General features: G+C 34.4%; 22 protein-coding genes. 20 read left to right on the plus strand and 2 right to left on the minus strand.

Annotation, left to right across the window (positions count from 1 at the left end; genetic code table 11):
- Nucleotides 1–117: 117 nt before the first annotated feature.
- From hisIE to PBV87_RS08210, 16 genes are all read left to right on the plus strand, one after another.
- The gene (hisIE, locus tag PBV87_RS08135) at nt 118–771 is read left to right on the plus strand and encodes a bifunctional phosphoribosyl-AMP cyclohydrolase/phosphoribosyl-ATP diphosphatase HisIE (RefSeq protein WP_271011832.1); all 654 of its coding nucleotides are present in this window, start codon (nt 118–120) and stop codon (nt 769–771) included.
- Between the two features lie 42 nt (nt 772–813).
- Nucleotides 814–1302: a tRNA (uridine(34)/cytosine(34)/5-carboxymethylaminomethyluridine(34)-2'-O)-methyltransferase TrmL gene (trmL, locus tag PBV87_RS08140; protein WP_271011833.1), complete on the plus strand. Its 489-nt coding sequence runs from the start codon at nt 814–816 to the stop codon at nt 1300–1302.
- A gap of 93 nt (nt 1303–1395) precedes the next feature.
- Nucleotides 1396–2091 (plus strand): C40 family peptidase, encoded by a 696-nt coding sequence (locus PBV87_RS08145; RefSeq protein WP_271011834.1) that lies wholly within the window; start codon nt 1396–1398, stop codon nt 2089–2091.
- 181 nt (nt 2092–2272) lie between these two features.
- Entirely contained in the window at nt 2273–4672 is a 2400-nt protein-coding gene (locus PBV87_RS08150) for an endonuclease MutS2 (protein ID WP_271011835.1), read from the plus strand.
- A 40-nt stretch (nt 4673–4712) separates the two neighbouring features.
- On the plus strand, nt 4713–5402 hold the full coding sequence (locus PBV87_RS08155) for a response regulator transcription factor (RefSeq protein ID WP_053984137.1): 690 nt from the start codon (nt 4713–4715) through the stop codon (nt 5400–5402).
- Nucleotides 5354–6838, plus strand: coding sequence for a sensor histidine kinase (locus PBV87_RS08160; RefSeq protein WP_271011836.1), 1485 nt, complete (start codon nt 5354–5356; stop codon nt 6836–6838). Before PBV87_RS08155 ends, PBV87_RS08160 begins: the two co-directional genes overlap by 49 nt.
- Before the next feature lie 104 nt (nt 6839–6942).
- On the plus strand, nt 6943–8562 hold the full coding sequence (locus PBV87_RS08165) for a S1C family serine protease (protein WP_271011837.1): 1620 nt from the start codon (nt 6943–6945) through the stop codon (nt 8560–8562).
- A gap of 84 nt (nt 8563–8646) precedes the next feature.
- Nucleotides 8647–9585, plus strand: coding sequence for a 3'-5' exoribonuclease YhaM family protein (locus PBV87_RS08170; protein WP_271011838.1), 939 nt, complete (start codon nt 8647–8649; stop codon nt 9583–9585).
- Complete coding sequence (locus PBV87_RS08175; protein WP_271011839.1) at nt 9582–9860, plus strand: hypothetical protein; 279 nt, start codon at nt 9582–9584, stop codon at nt 9858–9860. Before PBV87_RS08170 ends, PBV87_RS08175 begins: the two co-directional genes overlap by 4 nt.
- The gene (locus PBV87_RS08180) at nt 9851–10387 is read left to right on the plus strand and encodes a CRISPR-associated protein Cas4 (protein ID WP_271011840.1); all 537 of its coding nucleotides are present in this window, start codon (nt 9851–9853) and stop codon (nt 10385–10387) included. Before PBV87_RS08175 ends, PBV87_RS08180 begins: the two co-directional genes overlap by 10 nt.
- A gap of 2 nt (nt 10388–10389) precedes the next feature.
- On the plus strand, nt 10390–10566 hold the full coding sequence (locus tag PBV87_RS08185; protein ID WP_154668817.1) for a hypothetical protein: 177 nt from the start codon (nt 10390–10392) through the stop codon (nt 10564–10566).
- A 17-nt stretch (nt 10567–10583) separates the two neighbouring features.
- Nucleotides 10584–11936 (plus strand): 23S rRNA (uracil(1939)-C(5))-methyltransferase RlmD, encoded by a 1353-nt coding sequence (gene rlmD / locus PBV87_RS08190; RefSeq protein ID WP_271011841.1) that lies wholly within the window; start codon nt 10584–10586, stop codon nt 11934–11936.
- Nucleotides 11937–12093: 157 nt separating this feature from the next.
- Nucleotides 12094–13233 carry an ATP-binding protein gene (locus tag PBV87_RS08195; RefSeq protein ID WP_271011842.1) on the plus strand — a complete coding sequence of 380 codons (1140 nt, stop codon included), beginning with the start codon at nt 12094–12096 and terminating at the stop codon, nt 13231–13233.
- A 101-nt stretch (nt 13234–13334) separates the two neighbouring features.
- A complete protein-coding gene (locus PBV87_RS08200; protein WP_271011843.1) occupies nt 13335–14603 on the plus strand; it encodes a spermidine synthase family protein in 1269 nt (422 codons plus the stop codon).
- The gene (locus tag PBV87_RS08205; protein ID WP_271011844.1) at nt 14596–16191 is read left to right on the plus strand and encodes an AAA family ATPase; all 1596 of its coding nucleotides are present in this window, start codon (nt 14596–14598) and stop codon (nt 16189–16191) included. Before PBV87_RS08200 ends, PBV87_RS08205 begins: the two co-directional genes overlap by 8 nt.
- Nucleotides 16192–16477: 286 nt before the next feature.
- The gene (locus tag PBV87_RS08210; protein WP_271011845.1) at nt 16478–17044 is read left to right on the plus strand and encodes a HEPN domain-containing protein; all 567 of its coding nucleotides are present in this window, start codon (nt 16478–16480) and stop codon (nt 17042–17044) included.
- Between the two features lie 203 nt (nt 17045–17247).
- Here the strand turns inward: PBV87_RS08210 and PBV87_RS08215 are convergent, their stop codons facing one another.
- Both PBV87_RS08215 and PBV87_RS08220 read right to left on the minus strand, forming a co-directional pair.
- A complete protein-coding gene (locus tag PBV87_RS08215) occupies nt 17248–17877 on the minus strand; it encodes a DJ-1/PfpI family protein (protein WP_271011846.1) in 630 nt (209 codons plus the stop codon).
- Between the two features lie 68 nt (nt 17878–17945).
- The gene (locus PBV87_RS08220) at nt 17946–18875 is read right to left on the minus strand and encodes a helix-turn-helix transcriptional regulator (protein ID WP_271011847.1); all 930 of its coding nucleotides are present in this window, start codon (nt 18873–18875) and stop codon (nt 17946–17948) included.
- 410 nt (nt 18876–19285) lie between these two features.
- Here PBV87_RS08220 and PBV87_RS08225 point away from each other — a divergent pair, with 410 nt between their 5' ends.
- The 4 genes from PBV87_RS08225 to PBV87_RS08240 all read left to right on the plus strand — a co-directional run bounded on the left by PBV87_RS08225 (nt 19286) and on the right by PBV87_RS08240 (nt 22812).
- Entirely contained in the window at nt 19286–20470 is a 1185-nt protein-coding gene (locus PBV87_RS08225) for a serine hydrolase domain-containing protein (protein WP_271011848.1), read from the plus strand.
- Between the two features lie 55 nt (nt 20471–20525).
- A complete protein-coding gene (locus tag PBV87_RS08230; RefSeq protein WP_271011849.1) occupies nt 20526–21134 on the plus strand; it encodes a GNAT family N-acetyltransferase in 609 nt (202 codons plus the stop codon).
- A gap of 178 nt (nt 21135–21312) precedes the next feature.
- Nucleotides 21313–22449 (plus strand): DEAD/DEAH box helicase, encoded by a 1137-nt coding sequence (locus PBV87_RS08235; protein ID WP_271011850.1) that lies wholly within the window; start codon nt 21313–21315, stop codon nt 22447–22449.
- A gap of 72 nt (nt 22450–22521) precedes the next feature.
- Nucleotides 22522–22812 carry a hypothetical protein gene (locus PBV87_RS08240; RefSeq protein ID WP_271011851.1) on the plus strand — a complete coding sequence of 97 codons (291 nt, stop codon included), beginning with the start codon at nt 22522–22524 and terminating at the stop codon, nt 22810–22812.
- Nucleotides 22813–22844: the final 32 nt, after the last annotated feature.

The following is a 22844-nucleotide window of genomic DNA, read 5'->3' on the forward strand; positions in this document are numbered from 1 at the left end:
CCTATAGAGGAAAGATAATAAAAATTAAGTAATGAGCAATATATTAAGAGAAGAGATAAAGATGAAAATAGAAAGATAGCTTACATTGAATAAAGTAAAAGAAAAAGGGTGAAAGAAATGACACAACAAGAATTTTTAAATCAGATTAGATTTGATGAAAAAGGTCTAGTACCTGTGATTACACAAGATGCACATGCAAAAAAGGTAAGAATGTTGGCCTATATGAATAGAGAAGCACTAGAAAAAACATTAGAAACAGGAAAAGTACACTACTATAGTCGCTCAAGAAAAAGCTTATGGCTTAAAGGGGAGACTTCAGGACATTTTCAATATTTAAAAAGTATGAGTGTAGACTGTGATGGAGATACATTACTGATTCAAATTGATCAAGAAGGGGGGATCTCTTGTCATACAGGTCATGCAACTTGCTTCTTCACAACCTTAGACCGTATAGGAAATGTACAAGTGACATCACTAGCACGCAAAGCAAGTGGGCATAATATGCTAACCGAATTACAAGAGACTATCTTAGAACGTAAGTTAGTCCCACAAGAAGGCTCATATACCAATTATCTATTTGAAAAAGGTGTCAATAAAATTCTTAAAAAAGTAGGGGAAGAAGCTTCAGAAGTCATCATTGCTGCAAAAGATAAAAATCCAGAAGAATTGACAGGAGAAATTGCAGATTTAATGTATCATTTAACCGTATTGATGGTAGAAGAAGGGGTTTGCTGGGAAGATGTGCAAAGTGAACTTGATAAAAGAAAATAAAGTGTACTATAATGGGCATAGAGAATAAGGAGGCATGACACTATGCATATTGTATTACACGAACCAGAAATTCCACAAAATACAGGGAACATTGCACGTACATGTGCTGCAACAGGTGCAACACTTCATCTTATTGAGCCACTAGGTTTTTCAATTGATGAGAAAGCTTTAAAGCGTGCAGGACTTGACTACTGGCATTTATTGGATGTTAGAACATATAAGAACTTCGAAGAATTTTTAGAGAAAAATAATAACCCTAAAATCTTTATGGCAACAACAAAAGCGCATCATACACATGTTGAAGTAGAATATGAAGAAGATGCTTATATCATGTTTGGAAAGGAATCAGCAGGGATACCAGAAGAAATTCTTGTCAACTATGAGGACACTTGTGTACGTATTCCAATGATTGAAAGTGCACGTTCTTTAAATCTTTCAAACTCAGTTGCTGTTGTCCTTTATGAAGCACTTCGCCAAACAGATTATAAACTTTTACAAAAGACAGGCGAACTCCATCGTTTACAGTGGTAAAAGGTATTTTATAAAAAAATAATTCCTCTATGTATAAAAAATTTGAAAGTCGAGCATACTATAGCAAGATTTGAAAAGATACAGGAGGAAATTATGAAAAAAACCAAACTGCATATATTAGCCATGAGTATGTTACTTTGCATAGGCACCACAGTATATGCTGCTGAGACTAAACAGGGAGCCTTGTTTCCTCAAACTGTAGGAATGACAGGTAAGGTAACCAGTAAGGAAGTCAATATACGTAACCATCCAGATATTCAAGCAAAAGTAATCGGCAAGGTAAGTAATCAAGCCATCAAGGTTGTTGGCAAGAATGATGAATGGTACAAAGTAATCATAGATGATAAAGAAGGCTGGGTTTATAACCAGTATGTTGAGGTAGCCCGCAAAGACCTTATCCCTTATACAAAAGTAAAGGGTGAGGAAGTTGTAGAATATGGTATGAAGTTTATAGGTACACCTTATGTATGGGGTGGCAACAACTTAAGGGCAGGGGTAGACTGTTCAGGTTTTACCCAACAAGTATTTAAAGCATTTGATGTAGATATTAGCCGTGTATCTTATATGCAGGCTACAGATGGTCCTGAAGTAGGTGTGAATCAGCTTCGTACAGGCGATTTGCTTTTCTTTGATACCAATGGCATCAATAGAGGAAATATTTCACATGTAGGAATTTATGTTGGAAACGGTAAGTTTATCCATTCTGAAAGTGATCGTGGTGTAACCATTAGTAATCTTAAGAGTCCATACTATGACCGTAACTTCGTCAAAGCAATACGTGTATTATAGAAAAAGGAGGCTGTTCAATTGAACAGCCTCCTTTTATTTATTATAGGTATTAAAAAAATGGAAGACACCATACTAAATTTAGTGTAACGTCTCCTTTATAGTTTTCAAAAAGTTAAAAATGTGCAATAATAAGGATAAAAATAATCAAAATAATGATGTCAAATTAATAAAAGAGGAAGTTATGAACGAGAGAGCGTTAATAAAATTAGAATTTCATAAAATTAGAGCGATACTTGCTGGACATGCAGTAACCGAAGCAGGTAAAGCACGTATTGAACAACTTTTACCAAGCTCTTCATTTGAAGAGGTTACTAAACTACAAAAAGAAACTTCAGAAGCTTTAAGCATGAGCGTGAAAAAGGGCAAACTCCCATTAAGTAATGCAAAGGAAATTTTTACAGCTATTAAACGTGTAGAAATTGGAGCGATTTTAAGTGGAGATGATCTTTTAAATATAGCAAGCTTACTTAAAACAAGTAGACGTGTCAAAAATTATTATAAAGAAGATTGTGAAGAAGTTAAATCACCACATCTTGAAAAATACTTTGAAGCAATTGGTGTTTATAATGATGTTGAACGTGAAATCAGCCGCTGTATTGTAGCGCCTAATGAGTATGCAGATGATGCAACACCAGAACTTTATCAAATTCGCAGACAAATTAAGTCTGCAGAAGGTAAGATTAAAGAGACTATTCATGGTATCCTTTATTCTTCAAGATATCAAGATATGCTTCAAGAAACGGTTGTAACCATGCGACAAGGTCGTTCTTGTGTACCGATTAAGGTAGAATACAAAAATGCCTTTAAAGGGATTGTCCATGATCAATCTTCTACAGGTGCAACCGTATTTATGGAGCCAATGGCAGTTGTTGAACTGAACAATAGCTTAAAGAGTCTTCATATGAAAGAAGAAGAGGAAATTGAAAAACTTTTAACAGAACTTACAAACTTAGTTGCAGATATTGCACCTTATGTCCTTGTAAACTTTGAGCAAATTACATGTCTTGATGTGATTTTTGCGAAAGCTGAATGTGCGCTTAAAATGGATGCACGTGAGCCAGGACTTAATCACAAAGGCTTTATCCACTTAAAGAAAGCAAGACATCCACTTTTAGATCAAAAAGAAGTTGTACCGATTGATGTTTATGTGGGGGACCAATTTACAACCCTTCTTATAACAGGTCCGAATACAGGGGGTAAAACAGTCACATTAAAGACTTTAGGTCTATTTACTTTAATGGCACAAGCAGGGATGCAAATTCCGGCTGCTGAAGGTAGTATTGTCAATGTCTTTGATGATGTCTTTGCAGACTTAGGGGATGAACAAAGTATTGAACAAAGCTTAAGTACATTCTCTGCACATATGACCAACTTAGTACGTATTTTAGATCAAATGACATTAAACTCACTGATTCTTTTAGATGAGGTAGGTTCAGGAACTGACCCAGTTGAAGGGGCGGCACTTGCTATGTCTATTCTAGAACACTTACGTAAGCAACAAATTCGTACAGTAGCGACAACCCACTATAGTGAACTGAAGCTTTATGCCCTTTCTACAGAAGGTGTAGAAAATGCAAGCTGTGAATTTGATGTAGAATCTTTAAGACCAACTTACAAATTACTCATAGGTGTACCAGGAAAAAGTAATGCCTTCGCTATTTCTATGAAGCTTGGTTTAGCAGAACATCTCATTGAAGATGCAAAGCAGTTCTTACACAAAGAAAATGTTAAGATGGAAGACATTTTAGTTGAGCTAGAATATAGCAAACGTATGGCTGAAATTGAAAAAGAAAAAGCAGAAACCTTTAGAAAAGAAGCTGAACACTTTAAAGAAGAGATTACAAAAGAACGTAAGAAACTTGAAAAATCCAAACAACGTATTATGGAACGTGCCAATGAAAAGGCAGCCCAGCTGCTTCGTGATGTTCAAAAAGAAACAGATGAGATGTTAAAAGAAGTACGTCAAGCAGCTAGAGAAGCACGCGTTGTTATTGATGAAAAAGGCTTACATGATGCGAAGAAAAAAGTATCAGAAGGTGTTGAGCAAAGACAAAATAAAATACAAAGAGCCATTGGGCCAAAACATACTTACAAGAAGCCAATTAAAAACATTGAAGTGGGCGAAAAAGTACTTGTAACCAACTTAATGCAACAAGGGGTGATTCTTGAAGTACCAGATAGTGCAGGCAACGCCAAAGTTCAAATTGGTATTTTACCAATGAAAGTGCATATTTCTAATTTACAGCGTGTAGATGAAGAGGAGGCACCAAAAGCACCAGTTAAGAAAAATAGAACAAGAGCAACAGGTAATTCTCATGCAGTAAGTAAAACAATGAATATTAAAACAGAAATAGATGTACGTGGTCTAATGGTAGATGAAGCCTTACCTATTGTAGATAAATATTTAGATGATGCGTATTTAGCAGGTTTAAAGCAAGCGACTATTATCCATGGTAAAGGTACAGGTGCCTTAAGACAGGCCATCACACAGATGTTACGTCGTCACCCACATATTGCTTCTCATCGCCCAGGTGTATATGGTGAAGGTGAGATGGGTGTAACGGTTGTAGAAATTAAATAATTGTAGAAATAGATTAAACGAGACAAAGGAGGAAGTCTTAATGAACAAAAGTAAAATTCTCGTTGTAGATGACGATACCAATATTGCAGAGCTCATTTCGCTCTATCTTCAAAAGGAAGGCTATGACACACAAGAAGTTTACAGTGGGAAACAAGCTGTAGATGCATTTGAATCTTATAAACCAGATTTAATCTTACTTGATGTCATGCTACCAGAGATGGATGGTTATGACGTATGTAAATACATTAGACGTACAAGTAAAACCCCTATCATTATGCTTACAGCAAAATGTGATGTGTTTGACAAAGTATTAGGGCTTGAGTTAGGCGCAGATGACTATATTGCCAAACCATTTGATCCAAAAGAATTAATTGCCCGTGTCAAAGCTGTACTCCGTCGTACAGTAAAAGAAGAAGCAGAACCTACTGAAACAAAAAATCGTATTGTCCTTGAAGACTTAATCGTAGATAAAGATAACTACTCTGTAACCTATCAAGGTAATATCTTAGAGTTACCACCAAAAGAGTTAGAAGTTCTATACTTTTTAGCAAGCCATCCAAAGCAAGTATTTACAAGAGAACAGCTTTTAGACAAAATCTGGGGCTATGATTTTGTAGGCGATACACGTACAGTTGACGTACACATTAAAAGGTTAAGAGACAAATTTGAAGGTGATCATCCATGGAGCATAAAAACAGTATGGGGAGTAGGGTACAAGTTCGAAAAGTAAAGAAGAGAGTCCTATTCTCTTCTTTATTTAATAAACTTTTAACCCTTTATATCGGTATTTTAATTGTTACGTTTGTTTTCTTCTTCACTATTTTTTCTAATGCTTTTCAACGTTACTATGTGGACTACACAGAAAACATTATGATTAAGCAAGCAGAGCTGATTGCTGAAGAATATCAAAAGGTTGGTGAAATGCATCAATCCATTAGTTCAGTATTAGACCGTGTCACACTTAGAATTAAAGTATTAGATAGTTATTTAGATGCAACAACTTGGATAGTAGGTAAAGACCATAAAATGCAAATGGTCTCAGGCAAAGAAGATTCTATGATTTTAGACCGTAAGTTAGCTAACCCTGAAATCATTGAGAAAGTCTTTGAAGGGAATATTATTTCTCGCGAAACAGGCTTTGAACAGTACTTTTCTACCCCTGTACTCACTGTAGGCTATCCTATTGAAATAGGTGGCCAAGTAGAGCTTGCCCTATTTATTCATACACCAATGCCGCAGATCCTGACACTGATTGATGAAGTAAGAAGTATCTTGGCAAAGGCTGTTCTTGTAACAGCAGGTATTATCTTTATTTTAATTTACTATACTTCAAAGCGTATGAGTAAACCCCTTAAAGAAATGAATCAAGTAGCTAAGAAAATTGCAAATGGTGATTTTGCTAAGCGTATAGATGTTGAGGGGGAAGATGAAATTGCTCAACTTGGCGAATCCCTCAACTATATGGCAGAAGAGCTAGATAAAATTGACGCCAATCGTAAAGCCTTTATAGCCAATGTTTCTCACGATATGCGTTCACCTCTTACATCTATTCAAGGTTTTGTGACAGCCATATTAGATGGTACCATTCCACCTGAGAAGCATGACAAGTATCTACGTATTGTTTTAAATGAATCTCAACGTATGATTAAGATGACCAATGACATTTTAGAATTGAGTCGTATGGAAGAAGGCAACTTACCGCTTAAGAAAATGGAATTTAATCTACATGAGATGATCCGAGACCTTCTTGATAACTTTGAACAAATTACAAAGGATAAAGAAGTGAAGGTAGACGTATTATTTGATAAAAAAGAGCAGATGGTATTTGCAGATCCAGAAAAAATTGCAAGAGTTGTTCAAAATTTGTTAGATAATGCGTTTAAATTTGTTAATAATCAGGGAACAATTGAAGTAGAAACTGTAGCAAAACAAAATAAAGTTTGGATTTATATTAGAAATAGCGGTCCAAGTATTTCGAAAGAAGATCAAAAGAATATTTGGGAGAGATTCTACAAGTCTGATCTATCAAGGGGTAAGGATAAGACAGGAATGGGCATCGGCCTTGTGATTGTAAAGGAAACAATCCGTCAGCATAATGAAGAACTAGGTATTATTTCAAATGAAGGTGAACCTGTTACATTTTACTTCACACTTTCTAAAGTTTAGTTCAAAATAATACTACCTTCTTTTTACATTGTATTCATACACTATTCAAAATCCGAACCTATACTACAGTTATCAAAAACGAATTGTAAATGGAGGCGATCTTGATGCAAGATAATAATAATAGAAATGAATCAAATGAAAATAACAAAATAATAGATGTACCTTATACACCGATACCAGATGCACAAGGGATACCAGCTGATCAAGTTCAGCCAGCAGAATCTATAAATGTAAATAGCAACAATACAGACAAACAAACAGTACCTTCAACCGTGGAGCAAGGGAATGTAACACAACAGGCAAACTATACACCAGTTAACCCTGCATATACATCACAACAAGGATCTTATACATCTAACAATTCAGCAAATAATCAAAGTCAGACAGATTACACACAAAATGGGCAAGCTGGAAGCTATACAGAAGAGCCAAAAGTGGCAAGTAGTACCAATCCTCTTCCTCCTATTATGGATGAGAATAATACCTACTACCATGAGACCATTAAAGAGAAAAAGGCACCTCGTAAGAAAAAATCTTCAGGAGGATTTGGTAAATTTGTAGCAGGTCTTACCATCGTAAGTCTTGTAGGTGGTGCTTCTCTTGGAGCAGGCTATGCATTTACAGCACCTTTAGCCAAACAACTGTATACAGATAAATACGGTATGGAATTTAGTGATTCTTCAACAAATGGGGGCAACAACAATAGTTCTTTTGCCCAATCTACAGGTTATGTAGCCCCTGTTTATGTGAATAACTCCATAGCAGATATTGCAGCCAATGTAGGACCATCTGTTGTATCTATTAAAAACAATAAGATTGTAACAACATGGGCTGGTGAATTCAATCAAGAAGGACTTGGTTCAGGGGTTATCTTTAAAACAGATGGTGATAAAATCTTCATTATTTCTAATGCACACGTTGTAGAAGGGGCAAGTTCATTAACAGTGACCTTCCTTGGCAATACAAAAGTGCCAGCAGAGATTGTAGGTTACGATACAGTTACAGATATTGCCGTTGTAGCGGTTAATAAGGCAGATGTACCAACAGAGATCGTAGACAAAATCCAACCAGCTGCACTGGGTGATAATGATACACTACGTGTAGGGGACTTAGCAGTGGCTATTGGTACACCTATTGATGAAGCCTATGAAAATACAGTAACTGTAGGGGTTATTAGTGCACTTGACCGTGAGATTAACTTAACAGACCAAAAGCTTAACCTTATTCAAACAGATGCTGCCATTAACCCAGGTAATAGTGGTGGTGCTCTTGTTGGACCATCAGGAGAAGTTATTGGGATTAATACCATCAAATTAGTAGATAGCCAAATTGAAGGAATGGGCTTTGCTATTCCAATCAATGATGTTAAACCTATTGTAGATGAGCTGATGCAAAATGGTAGTATTGACCGTCCAGTACTGGGTATTGTAGGGGAAAACTTAACTGAAGAGTTAGGCAATTACTATGATATTCCTGTAGGGATTATGATTGTTCAAGTACAACCAGGTAGTAGTGCAGCTATAGCAGGTATACAACAAGGCGATATTATTATTGAATTCGATGGCACAAGAATTGCTACAATGGAAGAACTTAAAGCACTTCTTTTAGAGAAAAAAGTAGGCGACCAAGTTTCTCTTAAAGTAGTACGTGGTTCAGAAAAAGTGAATTTAGATGTTAAACTTCGAGGCAAGAGTCAAGCGCAGCTTCAAAGTCAAAATCAATAACATTATAAAAGACGATGAATGATATTCATCGTCTTTTATAATGCTTCCATTTATGTTACAATGGGGCATAAAGGAGTGGATGAAATGAGCCTTATAGTTGACTTAAAATCAGAAGAGAAGATGCAAGGATGCTATCTATGTAAATATAAGCAAATGCTTAAAAATAAAAATGGAAAAGATTATCTTACTGTGAAGCTTCAAGATGCAACAGGGATAATAGAAGGTAAGATCTGGGCAATTCATCCAGGGATTGAAGAATTTAATGTAGATGATGTGGTTTCAGTAGAAGCAGAGGTTGTATTATATCAAGACAATCTACAAGCGAATATTGGAAAGATTAAACGTGCGGAAGAAGGCAGTTATGAACTTAAAAATTTACTTCCTCATACACCTAAAGATATTAAAGTCTTAGAAGAAAAATTATTTAGTAGAATTGATGAGGTCAAAGACCCAGGCATCAAAAAACTATTAGAAGCAATCTTTTATGATGACATCATTTATAAATACTTTATGTCTGGAGCAGCAGCCAAATCCGTACACCATGCTTACTTAGGTGGTTTATTAGAACATACAGTAAGCGTTGCTGAAATCGGTGTGTTTTTAGCCAGCCGTTATGAACCTGTGAATGTAGATTTAGTAGTAGCAGGGTGCTTATTACATGACATAGGTAAAATCTATGAACTTTCAGCTTTTCCAAAGAATGATTATACAGACGAAGGCCAATTACTAGGTCACATTATGCTAGGTGTTGAAAAAGTAAATGAAGCCAAAGCAAATATAGAAGAATTATCACAAGAAGCGTTACTCCTTCTTAAACATATTATTCTTTCTCACCATGGTGAATATGAATATGGTTCACCAAAACGTCCAAAATGTATTGAAGCCATGATTGTGCACCTTGCAGACTATAGTGATTCTAAGCTGAAAATGTTTGAAGAAATGCTTAGAAACTCAGATCCAAATGAGCCAAGTCTAGGATACAACAAAATTTTAACAAGAAATATGAGACGTTCAATGCTATGAAAAAAAGTAGTACCCGTATTTCAGCCAACGAGCTGAATCGTTTTATGTATTGTCCTAACCAATGGTATTACAAAAGAGTATATGGGGCAAAAAGTTTAACCCAGATGTATGAGGCACTAGACATAGAGCATAGTGAGCATACGGAACACTTTACAAAAGGGATGAAGCACCATACGTCTTATCACTTTAGATATCGAATTATGAAAGTTATAAGGATTATTATCCTTATCGGTCTATTAATCCTTATATTTAAAGGAGTAAGTATATGGAAATAGGAGAAGCACTATTATTAGGAGCTTGTGGCCTTTTTCTTTGTTATTACTTATTTAGACCAAGTATATCTTGTAAGCAGAAAATGCAAGTCGGTTTACCTTTTGCACGGATGATTTATACAGATGAGAATGGTGGCAAGATGCTAGTATCAGAGGAATATGACTTACAAGGCAAGCCCGATTATATATTTAAGACATTTTTAACAGGACGTTATATACCTTTTGAAATCAAAAGTGGTGTTGCCAAAGAAGACTTACCACATGAGGGGGATATGATGCAGCTTTTGGCGTATTTTTTACTTGTAGAAGCTGTGTATGGCAAGAAACCACCTTATGGTAAGTTAGTTTATAGCAACAAAACTTTTAAAATACGTAATACCTATAAGCATCGCCTTATGGTGAAAAATACATTACGTGATATGCACCTGATGCTAGAGGGAAAGTATAAGACAAATGAGACAAAAAGCTATATTAAATGCAGAAATTGTATTTGCCAATATACGGTATGTGAATGCGAGGAAGAGGATTAGAAATGGGAGAAAAAGATAACACTAATAAAAAAGTACAACCACAACGTTCAAATTTACTTGATCATTTCATCCAACGTAATCTTACAACAAAGATGCAAGAAGTAGAAGAAAAAGCAATAGCCAAAGCTATTCGTACATTACTTAAAGATGAAGAAGGCGAAACACCAAGTTTTCATTAAAGACCAGGAGAAGAAAGATGTCAGTAGAGAAAAATAAATTTTATGAGATGACGATTACAGATATAGGGACAAATGGAGAAGGCGTTGGAAAAATCAATGACTTCGTTGTTTTTGTGCCTGAAGCTATAACAGGTGATCAGTTAGAAGTTAAAATACTTAAAGTAAAAAAGAATCTAGCTTATGGAAAGATCGAAAAGATTCTTAGTCCATCACCAAGAAGAAGTGAAGTGACTTGTGAAGTAGCAACTAAATGCGGTGGCTGTCAACTTCAACATATGAGCTATGAAGCACAGCTCGAATGGAAACAAAGCAAGGTATATAATGCCCTTACACGTATTGGTGGACTTAAAGATATAGAAGTCCTTCCAACCCTAGGGATGGAAGCACCAGCACATTATCGTAACAAAGCCCAATACCCTATTCGCAAGGAAAATGGGAAAGTACAAATTGGTTTCTATATGAGCCGTACCCACAAAGTTGTAGATTGGTCAACTTGTGGGATTCAAGACAAACGTTGCGAGCAAATCATTGAGATCGTAAGAAACTTTTTAGAAGTAAACAATATATCCATCTATGATGAAGAAACACATAAGGGCTTAGTAAGACACCTCATGATCAAGACAGGTTTCTATACTGGAGAAGTAATGGTATGCTTAGTGGTTAATGGCAATGAGCTTCCACACAGCGACAAATTACTAGAAGCTTTACATGCAGTAGAAGGCCTAACAAGTGTGTTACTTAACATTAACAAAGCAAAAACCAATGTCATTTTAGGACACGAAGTTAAAGTCCTTGAAGGAAGAGACTATATCATTGATACCATTGGAGACTTAAAATTCAAAATCTCTGCTCTTTCCTTCTTCCAAGTCAATCCAGAGCAAACTAAAGTGCTTTACGACAAAGCATTAGAATACGCTGAACTTGAAGGCAGTGAGACAGTATGGGATGCTTACTGTGGTATTGGGACTATTTCTCTCTTCTTAGCACAAAAAGCAAAGAAAGTATATGGTGTAGAGATTGTAGCACCAGCCATTGAAAATGCACGTGAAAATGCAGCTCTTAATGATATTCATAACGCAGAGTTCTTCGTAGGAAAAGCTGAAGAAGTGATTCCAGAACAATATGCAAATGGTCTAACAGCAGATACAATCGTTGTAGACCCACCAAGAAAAGGATGCGACCAAGCATTACTTGAAACCCTTGTAAAAATGAATCCTAAGAAAATTGTTTATGTATCTTGTGACCCAGCAACACTGGGAAGAGATTTAGGGTATTTAGATCAACAAGGCTATAAAGTTGAAAAAGTACAACCAGTGGATATGTTCCCACATACGACTCATTGTGAAACGGTTGTGAAATTAGTTAAATAATGAACGTAAAATCAAGGCTTACAGGCGTTAAAAAACCTGTAAGCCTTGATTTTTTAGTTAGGGGTAGAGTGTGGAGTTATAACTTAAAAGTATACTAAAAATCTAGTACAATTAATATACTTTTATAACGGGTATGTTTATAATGGGGGATAATATGATGTCTAATAAAAGTATAGTCGATATTTCGCCAACTAAGAAGTTTTTTGTAGATTCTATAACTAGAGATATAAGCATTGAAAAATGCATAATGGACTTAATAGACAACTCAATTGGTGGAGCAAAGAGACATAGAAAAGTTGATAGTTATAGGGGATATTACATAAAGATATTTTTTTCTAAGTACGATTATATGATAGAAGATAACTGTGGCGGAATATCACTAGAAGAAGCAGAGAGATATGTATTTAGATTTGGTAACAATGACGATCATTTAGAAAGTTATTCGTCAGGTGGTTTTGGTATAGGAATGAAAAGGGCTTTTTTCAAAATAGGCAAGCATATACATATCCAGTCGGCTACTGAGGATAGTAGATTTAAAGTAAAACTGGATGTTGACAAGTGGTTAAAACAAGAAGATTGGACGATAGAAGTTGAGAGCTTAAGAAGAGTAAGGAATGGAATAGGTACTACCATTTCCATAAAGCAATTAGACAAAGGTATTGCTAAGAGATTTAATGATAAGGAGTTTTTGACAAAGTTATGTAAGATGGTAGAAAAACAGTACAGAAAAGAGATAAATAGTGGTTTAGAGATATGGATCAATACAATTAAGATAAACAATACAACAGTATCTCAAAAAGAAATCTATAGAAAAGAATATACGTATAAAAATATAGATGTTGAAGTTACTGTAAAACGAGGAGAAGCTTGTTTGGAAGAGAGTGGATGGCAGATTGCATTAAATGAGAACATTGTTGTCTTGGCGGATAAAAGTGAGCTAACCGGATGGGGGATGTTAAATAAAGTAGGTAAAACAAATGTTTGGGATGATCATTTATTTCAGGAATTTAGGGGATATGTAAATGCTAAAGCAGAGAATCTATTAATGCTTCCTGTTACAACAACTAAAGATGATATTGATACTAGCAGCGAAGTTTATGGATTTATACTGAATAAGATGATAGAAGCTTTGCATGAAAGTAGTGAATCTTTTACAAAAACAAAAGAAGTGTACATACAATATAGGAAGCCAGTAGAGGAAGTTGAGCGGTTGAAAAAACACTTAAATGTGGAATCAGCTAAGGAGGTAGGTATTAAAACATATGATACATATTTAGAAAACAATCATATCAAGTAAAGGCTGGCTCGGTGCTGGTCTTTTTTTCTATACAATAGTATAATAAAATGAAAGAATAGAGAGAAAATGGTCGAGGAAAAGGGGAATTAAGGGTGAAATATATGAAAGAAAAATGTAAATCAATTCTATGCCTTGAAATGTTTGTTATAGGAGTTTGTTCGTTGATATTTGTTCTTATCGATAGTGCAATATATAGAGTGTTTATAAACTTTAGAGTTCAAGAATATTGGATAGTAATACCTGTGTTTGTATGTTTGCTTACAATATTTATTTGCAAACAAATGAGAAAAGCTTATATTACTTCTTTTCAGATTGCAATAGCAAGCCTCATATCACTGGTGTTATTCTTTAGCTTTATAAAAGTTGATTTTATAGGCAGGTGGGTATTACTTAACTTTGAAGAAATAGCGGTTGTTGTTATAGCACTCTTTTTCATTGCTTTGAGTGTATTACTGTATGAAAAAAAATCAATAGAAAATGAAGTTCAAGATTTTACAAACGATAAACTATTTAACTTGTTTTATATAAATACTTCTAAAGCTCATGAGATTGCAATGCTTATTGATAATAAAATAATGAAGACAATTGAGAGTGAGCAAGTTTCTGAAGAGCTTCTGAAGAGAAACACTTCTTTTAGTTGGGGAAAGAAAGAGAGCCTGTATTCTGAATCGGGTTACTCAATAGAAGATACCTCTAAGAAAAGGGTATATGAGAATTTTGACGTAAAAACTACAAAATCAATTATGCTTAGAAGAATATATGAAACTGCTAAAAAAAATAAATCCCAATTAGAGAGATTAAATGTTGGAGATCTAACAATTTTTGAGAACATTGAGTTACAACAAACGAATATAGATGATACTGTAATGATTCTAAACATACTTCAAGATAGTAAAATTAAAAATCAAAGCAATGATGCTGTAGAAATTAATCTTAATAAAATGATGGAGAAGATGTTAGATGATTTTACTATAGATTATACTTTTGCATATACAAATACCGTGGCTGAAAAAGATATTTCAAATAAATATATTATTCAGTTCCCTTATAAATATACGGATAACTTTGAAAATGGGTATCAACATAATGATTTACAATTAGGTAAGTTAAGTTTGATAGGTATATATCGAGGAGAAATTGATTTTTCCAAGAGAGATAGTATTTCTTCAAAATTCTTAGAGTTAATGTCTGATTCATATAGGCAAGAGATACAAAACAGTGAACAAGTAGGGAAGATGAAGTTGAGTCATATGGCTTCGATTACACCCAACATACCATTTGAATTCTGTCATAAAAAACTAAATGACAAACTACATCTAATAGATGTAATTGCCGTTATACAGGAGTTGAATTTAAAAAAATATGAATAGAATAACTTCAATATTATATATTTATAACCAGAACAATTTAAAAGAACTAAAAGAAAGCATGGGGGAATATCATTTTGTAAGTATAAGTTATTTTTTATACTTAGCTGATAACATAGAAGGCGTTAGAGACTTACATTCACAATATCTCAATAATTTAGTAATAGATATTACAGGTATAATTAAGGATGGAAATTACTATCGTATTTTTACTGAAAGATACCTATGGGCATTATCTGAAATGAATAGTAACATTCATTTTTGTTTGCATAGAGATTATTTAAATTGCTTTAATGAAGTATTTCCCCACCTTTTTGAGGAAGAGAATATAAATATCTTTATTCAAACCAGTGTTAATGAAGTGGAAGTCAAAGAAATAATAAATGGTAAAGAGCTCAATGAAGAGAGAGAAATATGTAGTTCAATCAGTTTGTATACATACAAAAATTCAGCAACAGCTAAAGAATTAACACAGAGAGGTATGCTAATTTCTTTATCTAATTTAGTTGAGGAGTTTGAAGGAATACGTATTAAGTATGATATGGAGCAGATTGCTAATAGATTATTAAAGAATGAAATCGAATATGTAGATATATCTTCGCTTGTCAAAATATTAAAAGTAAGGAAAGACCTTGTTTTTGTATTTGAAGTATTAATTTATCATATTACTAAGATTAAACCTTTGAAATTTACTTTAGAATATAGTTTAATTTCAGACACTCTTGAGCTTTTTCCACTCATATTTGCTGATTCAGTAGAGTTAGACAATATTGGTTGTGAAAGTGAAGTTACTGTACCAGATATAGAAGGAATTGATATAAAACAAGTGCATGCACTTGTAGATGAAATTAATGCAACGCTTAAGGGGCATGATATATTTAAAGAAGATTTTAGACATAATCTAGTAAAGTTTTCTTTTCTAAATAAGATGAAAGAGAGAAAAATCCTGTCAATATTGCTATGTGGTGATTCGGGAATAGGAAAGACTGAATTTGCAAAAATTGTTTCAGGGATAATATATCCAGAGGAAGCGTTGGTAAAGATAAATTTTGGTAATTACTCTACAGAAGGAGTTTTAAATAGTTTGATAGGTTCTCCGTTGGGATATATTGGTAGTGAAGAGAGTGGAGAGCTAATCAACAAAATAAGTTCGTCAAAGTCTAAGGTAATACTTATAGATGAATTTGAAAGAGCAACACCAAGTGTGTATAACTTTTTTTATGAGTTGTTAGAAGATGGTATTTTTACAGATCGACACGGAATTGAACATAATTTGAATGGATATATAATTATATTCACTTCAAATATGTCACAAGAACAATACCAAAAGCATATACCAAATTCATTGAAGTCTAGATTTGATATGGTTTATTACTTTACTGACTTACCAATAGAAGAAAAAATGCAGTTTATCCAAATTACTTCTGAGGGCTTAGTTAAGAAATTACAAGATAAGTTTGAGATAAATGTAGCACTTGAAAATGTCAAACAAGAATTAAATATACTTGTTAAGTACAGGAATCTGAGAGATATTAAAAGAAAAATTGAAGATATCGTATTTAGTGAACTTTTTAAGAACTATCAAGAGTAGTTATTATCGAGTGCTTGAACTTGAAATATAAATGTAAAAAGATTAAAGGCGAGAGGATAATGGAATTATGTCTATAAAAAAGGTATGGGAAGTTGATATTGATATTATGGGATCAATCTGTATATCAGATGTAATTAACTTTAAACAAGAGAAAGGATTTGATGAATAGCAATTCTATAGTGACATTCATTTAGAGAATAGTTCTACTGGAATTAATGCAACCATAACAGCATATGCAGTAGATAGTCAGATTGCAGAAATTGTTGCACATGTATTTTTCGGGAAGATGGTAGATGTACTATCTCTTAATAATAATATACCTCTTATTTTAGTTAGTCATGATGATGGGGTATTTACAGGTGGGAAAATAAATACTAGAAGAAGACTTGAAAAATCGGATTTTATAGAGGCATTTAATATGGCCAGAAAATTTGAAATAGAGGAACCTATTCTACTGAAAGCGATTGGTTGGTATTCCAAGGGCAAATATACACCTAATATGCTTGATAAGTTTGTTGCATATTGGAATGCGATAGAGATTATAGGAAAAGCATATCATCATGAAAATGAACGTACCAGGCAAGGTGTTAAAAATAAAATATACCAATGCTTTATTGAGTGTTATGGTGAGGTGGAAAATTGGAATCTACCCGATAACTGGATAGATGATATGCACGATATGAGAAGTTGCATAGTACATGGGGGCAAGGATACTACAGCTGAAGCTATAAATGAAGTAGCACAACTCATCCCCAAAATGGAATCTATAACATATGAACTTATAAATAAAATTATTGATGCGAAATATGACAGAAAAAATTTTGAGTACATACCGTGGGGAGAACTGTTTTAACAGAAAATAGGATTATCAATTTTTTAGGTAAACAAACTACATCCATTATGACTACCACCGGCACTCAACCCACGTTGAAACAGTTGTGAAATTAGTAAAATAATCAACATAAAATCAAGGATTAGAGGCATTAAAAATCTTTAAGTCTTGATTTTTTTGATAGGGGTAGAGAGAGAGGAGCTTTATAGGGAATTTAATTTGTTCTAAGCGTTAAATGAGGATACTAATTCCGTGAAATACTCCGCATTACCTGTTAGGTAGTATTGATGCCAAGCCTCTATAGTTTTAGGTGAGTATATATCCAGATACTCTAATATTTGCTTAGCCCATAGTAAGCTACCAGCAGAGCTTGCAGTTATGATGTGATGGTCTCTAACAGAAAGGTCATTTTGGTAAAGTGTATGTCCTTTGTAATCGGGAGAAAAACCATCTAGATATTCTAAGGAGTTACTCGTATGTAAACAATGATTTAAAACACCTAAGTCAGCTAATGCCAAAGTTGCACCACATATAGCTGCCACTAAAATACCTTTCTCGATATACGAGATTACTTTCTCTAAAATAGGTGTGTGCATGGCATCATTCCATGTATTTGCCCCCGGTAATAGGAGGGCTGCTACTTCATCATCACCCAGCTCTGAAAGCGAGCAATCAGGGATAATAGTTAGACCTCCTAAGCTATTAATAGGAGCATTTGTTGCTGCAACTGTTTTTAAAGTATACTGTGGCGTATGTTGTGGAAACATTTGTGGCATGCTTAAGGCTTGTAAAATGTATCCCGCTTCCCAATCAGCCATGGTATCTAGTAGATAAAGATAGATTGTTTTTTTCATGTTATATGCCTTTCATCAAGTGTTTAATAGTCTTTACACGTTGCAGTATAAAACAAGAACAGTGACAACTAGCTGTCACTGTTCTTGTAAAAATTTAAAGATTGTTCTAAATGATTTTGTATGTGTAAAGCAAAGGAAGGAGGGGATAAGACTCTGACCGTATTGCCGAACCCTAAAAGAATAGAGAAGAGCATAAAATCGTTAGCTTTCATCATAACTTCACATAGGATTGTATTTTGCTTTTCAGCTATTGGCCTTGAAGTAGGGAAATACTCTTGAAAAAGTGTCTCTATTTCTTTATGGTATTCTAGAGTAACGGAAATTGTATTTTTGTTATGGGCTTCTTCGCATTTTTCGAGTTCTTCTTTTATATCATAGTGTTGTAACCATTTGCTAGGGTTTAAGTGTAAGTTTCTCATGCGATTGAGTTTGTACATGCGAAATGCTTGCTTATCATGGTTGTAGCCAAATGCATACCAGGCATACCACTTATAATAAACATGTAAGATATCAGCGGTTACAAGATAGGATTCGTTTTGGGCATTGGTATAGGAGAAGGTTACATTTTCTTGATTTGTAATCGATTGTCTTAAAAGTGGAATGAGTGTTGACATGAGGTTGTTTTCATTCATAACGGACAGGTCTATTTCCAGAGGATGCTCTAATGCAGAAGGCTTATAGATATGCTTAACCTTCTCATAAGTCTCGGTTACTTTTTGATCCCCATAGAGATCTTTGAGCGTTTTTAAGGCTAACACCATATACTCAGAATTGGTATAATCCATAAGCTTTTCATTTAATTTATAGCCCTTATTGATAGAGTAACCACCTTTAGATCCTATTTCAGAATAAATAGGAATACCTGCCAGAGTAAGCGTGTCAATATCGCGCAGAATGGTTCGACGGGAAACACCAAACTGCTCAGCTAATACAGTAGCACTTACACAATCTCTATTAAGTATATAGAAAAGAATACCTATTAGTCTGTCGATTTTCATTTGTATACTCCTTGCGTGAAATATTAAATTTAGTATCTATCAAAATGATATCACAGAAATAGAAATAAGGGCTATGTATAAGAGTCTAGGGTTCCAAATACCTCTGAGGAATTTATAAACATGGTAGGAATAAAGTGATATAAGATTAATTCATAAAGTAAGTAGAATCAGTATTTTAGCGGTTAAAGTCAACCCCGAAGGGCAGTGAAAACTATTGGAAAATATAGTTTCACTGTTCTTTTTTTGTAGATGTTAAAAAGGTAAGCGTTTTATTATAGTTTTTATTTATAGGATTCTTCTTATGAATTTATAAAAGTTATGCTTGACCGTGTGGTTACAACACAGATTACTATGATGGGAGTCAAATGAAAGCATAACATAATAAATCTGAAGAGATAAAGGAGAAAATAATGAAAAAAATTTTTATGATTGGACTTTTAATTGTTATCGTAGCGGTCATAACAGTAGGTGTGATTTATGGAGATACTCTACTTTTAGTGTATCGTTCCATCAATGCTTTTGAAGAGAAGAATCTGGCACATAGCTTTCAAACAATGTATGAAATACAACCTTCAACAAAAATATCAAAGGGTAAAAGCGTATCAAAATTTGAGTATGATCTAGTTCCCATGATAGATACCTTTGAATTTCGTGGGGAAAAGTTAGTAACGGATAAGTTTCTAGAAGAAACCAAAACGTCTGGGTTACTTGTAGTTGCCAAGAATAAGATTGCATATGAAAATTACTATTTAGGCGCAGATGAGAATACGCGTTTTTCATCAAACTCTGTATGTAAATCCTTCACTTCAGCTTTAGTTGGTATTGCAATAGAAGAAGGCTATATAGACAGTGTGGAGGACTCTATAGGGAAGTATATTAAAGCATTTAAAGATACTGAAATGGAAAAGATAACAATTAAAGACTGCTTGCAAATGTCATCAGGAATCGATTTTGATGAAGCATCTGATATGAGTAAGATTTCTATAACAAGTATGTTTGGAGTCTCTAAAATGAAATCTATTGTTAAATTTGGACTTGCACATGAGCCTGGTACAAATAGAACATATTCAAGTATCAATACAGATATTTTAGGAGAGATTGTTTCAAATGCAACAGGTAAGAGCTTAAGTGAGTATATGGAAGAGAAAATATGGTCCCAGATAGGTGTTGAGAATGATGCATACTGGACACTTAGTAATAATAAAGAGCTTGCTAATGGTGGACTTCACATTGCGTTAAGGGATTATGCCAGATTTGGTAGATTATATATGAATGACGGAACTTTTGAAGGTAAGCAAATCATACCTAAAAACTGGATTAAAGATTCTGTAGAAACAAATGCGCCTCAATTAAAAGCGCCAAAGGGTGGTAAACCATATAGTGAGTTGGGGTATGGCTATCAATGGTGGATACCTGAAGGGGATGAAAATGAGTTTATGGCAATCGGTGTTTTTGGTCAATGGATATATATCAATCCTGACAAAGAGGTAATCATTGTAAAGACAGGTGCAGATTCGAAGTTTGAAGAGGATGATAAGGAAAAGAAAACGGTTGCCTTCTTTAGAGCAATAACAAAGGCTGTATCCAATCAATAATTGAAGGATTTAGTAGAATATACCTATTAAACTTATTATATAGAAGGAGAATATAATGATTGATAAAATTATAATTAGAAAAGCAGTAGGAACGGATGATGTAAAACAAATTGCAAAGCTTATCTATTCGTCAGACCTGAATATTTATGGGGCCATGTTTGGTGATGTAAATTGTGCTGCTCGAATTTTACAGGAACTTATATCAACAGATACAATCAATATTAGCATTAAAAACTTAGTTGTGGCAGAGTATGAAAAAACTGTTGTAGGTATGCTTTGCTTTATTGAAGAGGATTATATGAATGATAGGGAGGCTTATAAGCAAGCTTTTTCAAAACTAGCAATAGAAGTGCCAAAATACTTTGATGGGGTTTTTGATATGTATTGGAAAAAAGTAATTAAAGAAGATTTTACAAACGCATACTATATATCCAATGTAGCAGTTGATGAAGCGTATCAGAACTTAGGAATTGGGAAAATGCTTCTTAACTATTTTAAGGAAACTCATAAAGACAAACCCATTGGACTTGATGTTGTAAAAGACAATGCTCAAGCAATCAATGCCTATCTAAAAAGTGGTTTTGAAATCGTTGAAAAAGAGCATAAGAATACTGATTTACCTGCACCAGTGAGAATGGTGTGTTATAAAAGCTTAAAGGTGTAAAACTTTAAGCTTTTATTTTTGAATGAGGGGAATAAGGAGGAGTAGGTTGAATGTTTAGAGTGATTCAGTTAGGATAAGAGGTATAGTATTTTGAAATCAAAATGTATTCAGCCAAGCAACGCATGATAGTGAGATTAATAAAGAAAGTCTAGTAGATAGGACAGATGAGGAGATATAAATGGTATTTCAAGATTTTGGGTTAGATCAAGCAATTATTCAAGGGATTGAGGCGCAAGATTATCAAGAGCCAACCCCTATACAAAAACAAGCGATTCCCGTGTTACTAAAAGGAAGAGATTTAGTAGGATGTGCTCAAACAGGAACAGGGAAAACAGCTGCATTTGCCATTCCTATATTGCAGAATCTCTTAAAAGAAGATAGGCAGGGTAATCAAGAGGATAAGAAGCAGGTTCGTGCACTGGTATTGGCACCGACAAGGGAATTAGCTATTCAAATTGGTGAGCAGTTTGAGCATTATGGGGCCCATCTAGACATGAAAGTGGGTGTCATCTTTGGTGGTGTTACACCCAAACGACATATTAAAGTTTTGAAAAGAGAGCCAGAGATTTTGGTTGCAACACCTGGGAGATTAGTTGACTTGGTACAACAAGGTTTTGTGAAGTTGGAAAGGGTTGGAATCTTTGTACTTGATGAGGCAGACCAAATGCTTGATGTGGGGATGATTAAGCAAGTGAAAACGGTCATCGCCCAATTACCGAAAAAGCGACAGAACATATTATTTTCAGCAACTATGCCAAAGGAAGTGACCAAACTGGCTCACACCCTACTCAAAAATCCTGTGCAGGTAGAGGCGGAGAAATCCCCAGATGGTGAAATTCAGGTCAAGCAACAGGTTTATTTCGTAGAGGAACCAGACAAAACCGAACGTTTATTACAATTTTTAAAGACAGAAGCTTTTGAGTCTATATTGATCTTTACAAGAACAAAGAAGAAAGCAGATAAAGTGAGTAAGGCAATCAATGTAGCGAATATCCGAAATAAGGCCATTCATGGGGACAAAAATCAGTCTGAACGCCAGAAGGTACTGGAATTATTTAAACAAAAGGAAATTAAAATATTGGTTGCTACGGATATAGCTGCAAGGGGAATTGATATTGATAAATTATCCCATGTAATCAATATGGACATCCCCAATGTACCTGAAACTTATATTCATCGTATTGGTAGGACGGGAAGAGCAGGGCAAAGTGGTACAGCGATTTCCTTCTGTAGTGAGGATGAGAGAGAATGGCTTAAAGCCATTGAAAAACTACAAGGCAAATCTTTGGAAGTGATGAATGAAAACCTTTTATAGAAAAGGATATTACAATGTAGCTTAAAATTTGTTATAATCTATGACGATAGAAAAATTTGAGGAGGCGACGTCATGGGTACATGCATTTGTAGCACTTGTAAAAATTTAAAAAGTATAATTGATGAAATAGATGACGATAACAACGATATCACAGAAGGTTGTGAGTTTGGATTTCCATCAGAAAGTTGTTCAGAGTGTGACGAGGATCATTGTGAATTAACTTGTGAGCATTATATAGAAGATTGTGAAGAAGAAGCATTTAGTCTTTCAAAATGTGTTAAATGTGGTAAAGAGTTAAAAGTTTTAGCCAGTAATGGAGAAGTTGGAGAAGTTTATTGCCCAATGTGCTATTTGGATAAATAGTAAAAAGTATGCAAAAAGAGATAGTTCAAAAG

This window comes from Holtiella tumoricola (genome assembly GCF_027857615.1).
Lineage (GTDB): Bacteria > Bacillota > Clostridia > Lachnospirales > Cellulosilyticaceae > Holtiella > Holtiella tumoricola.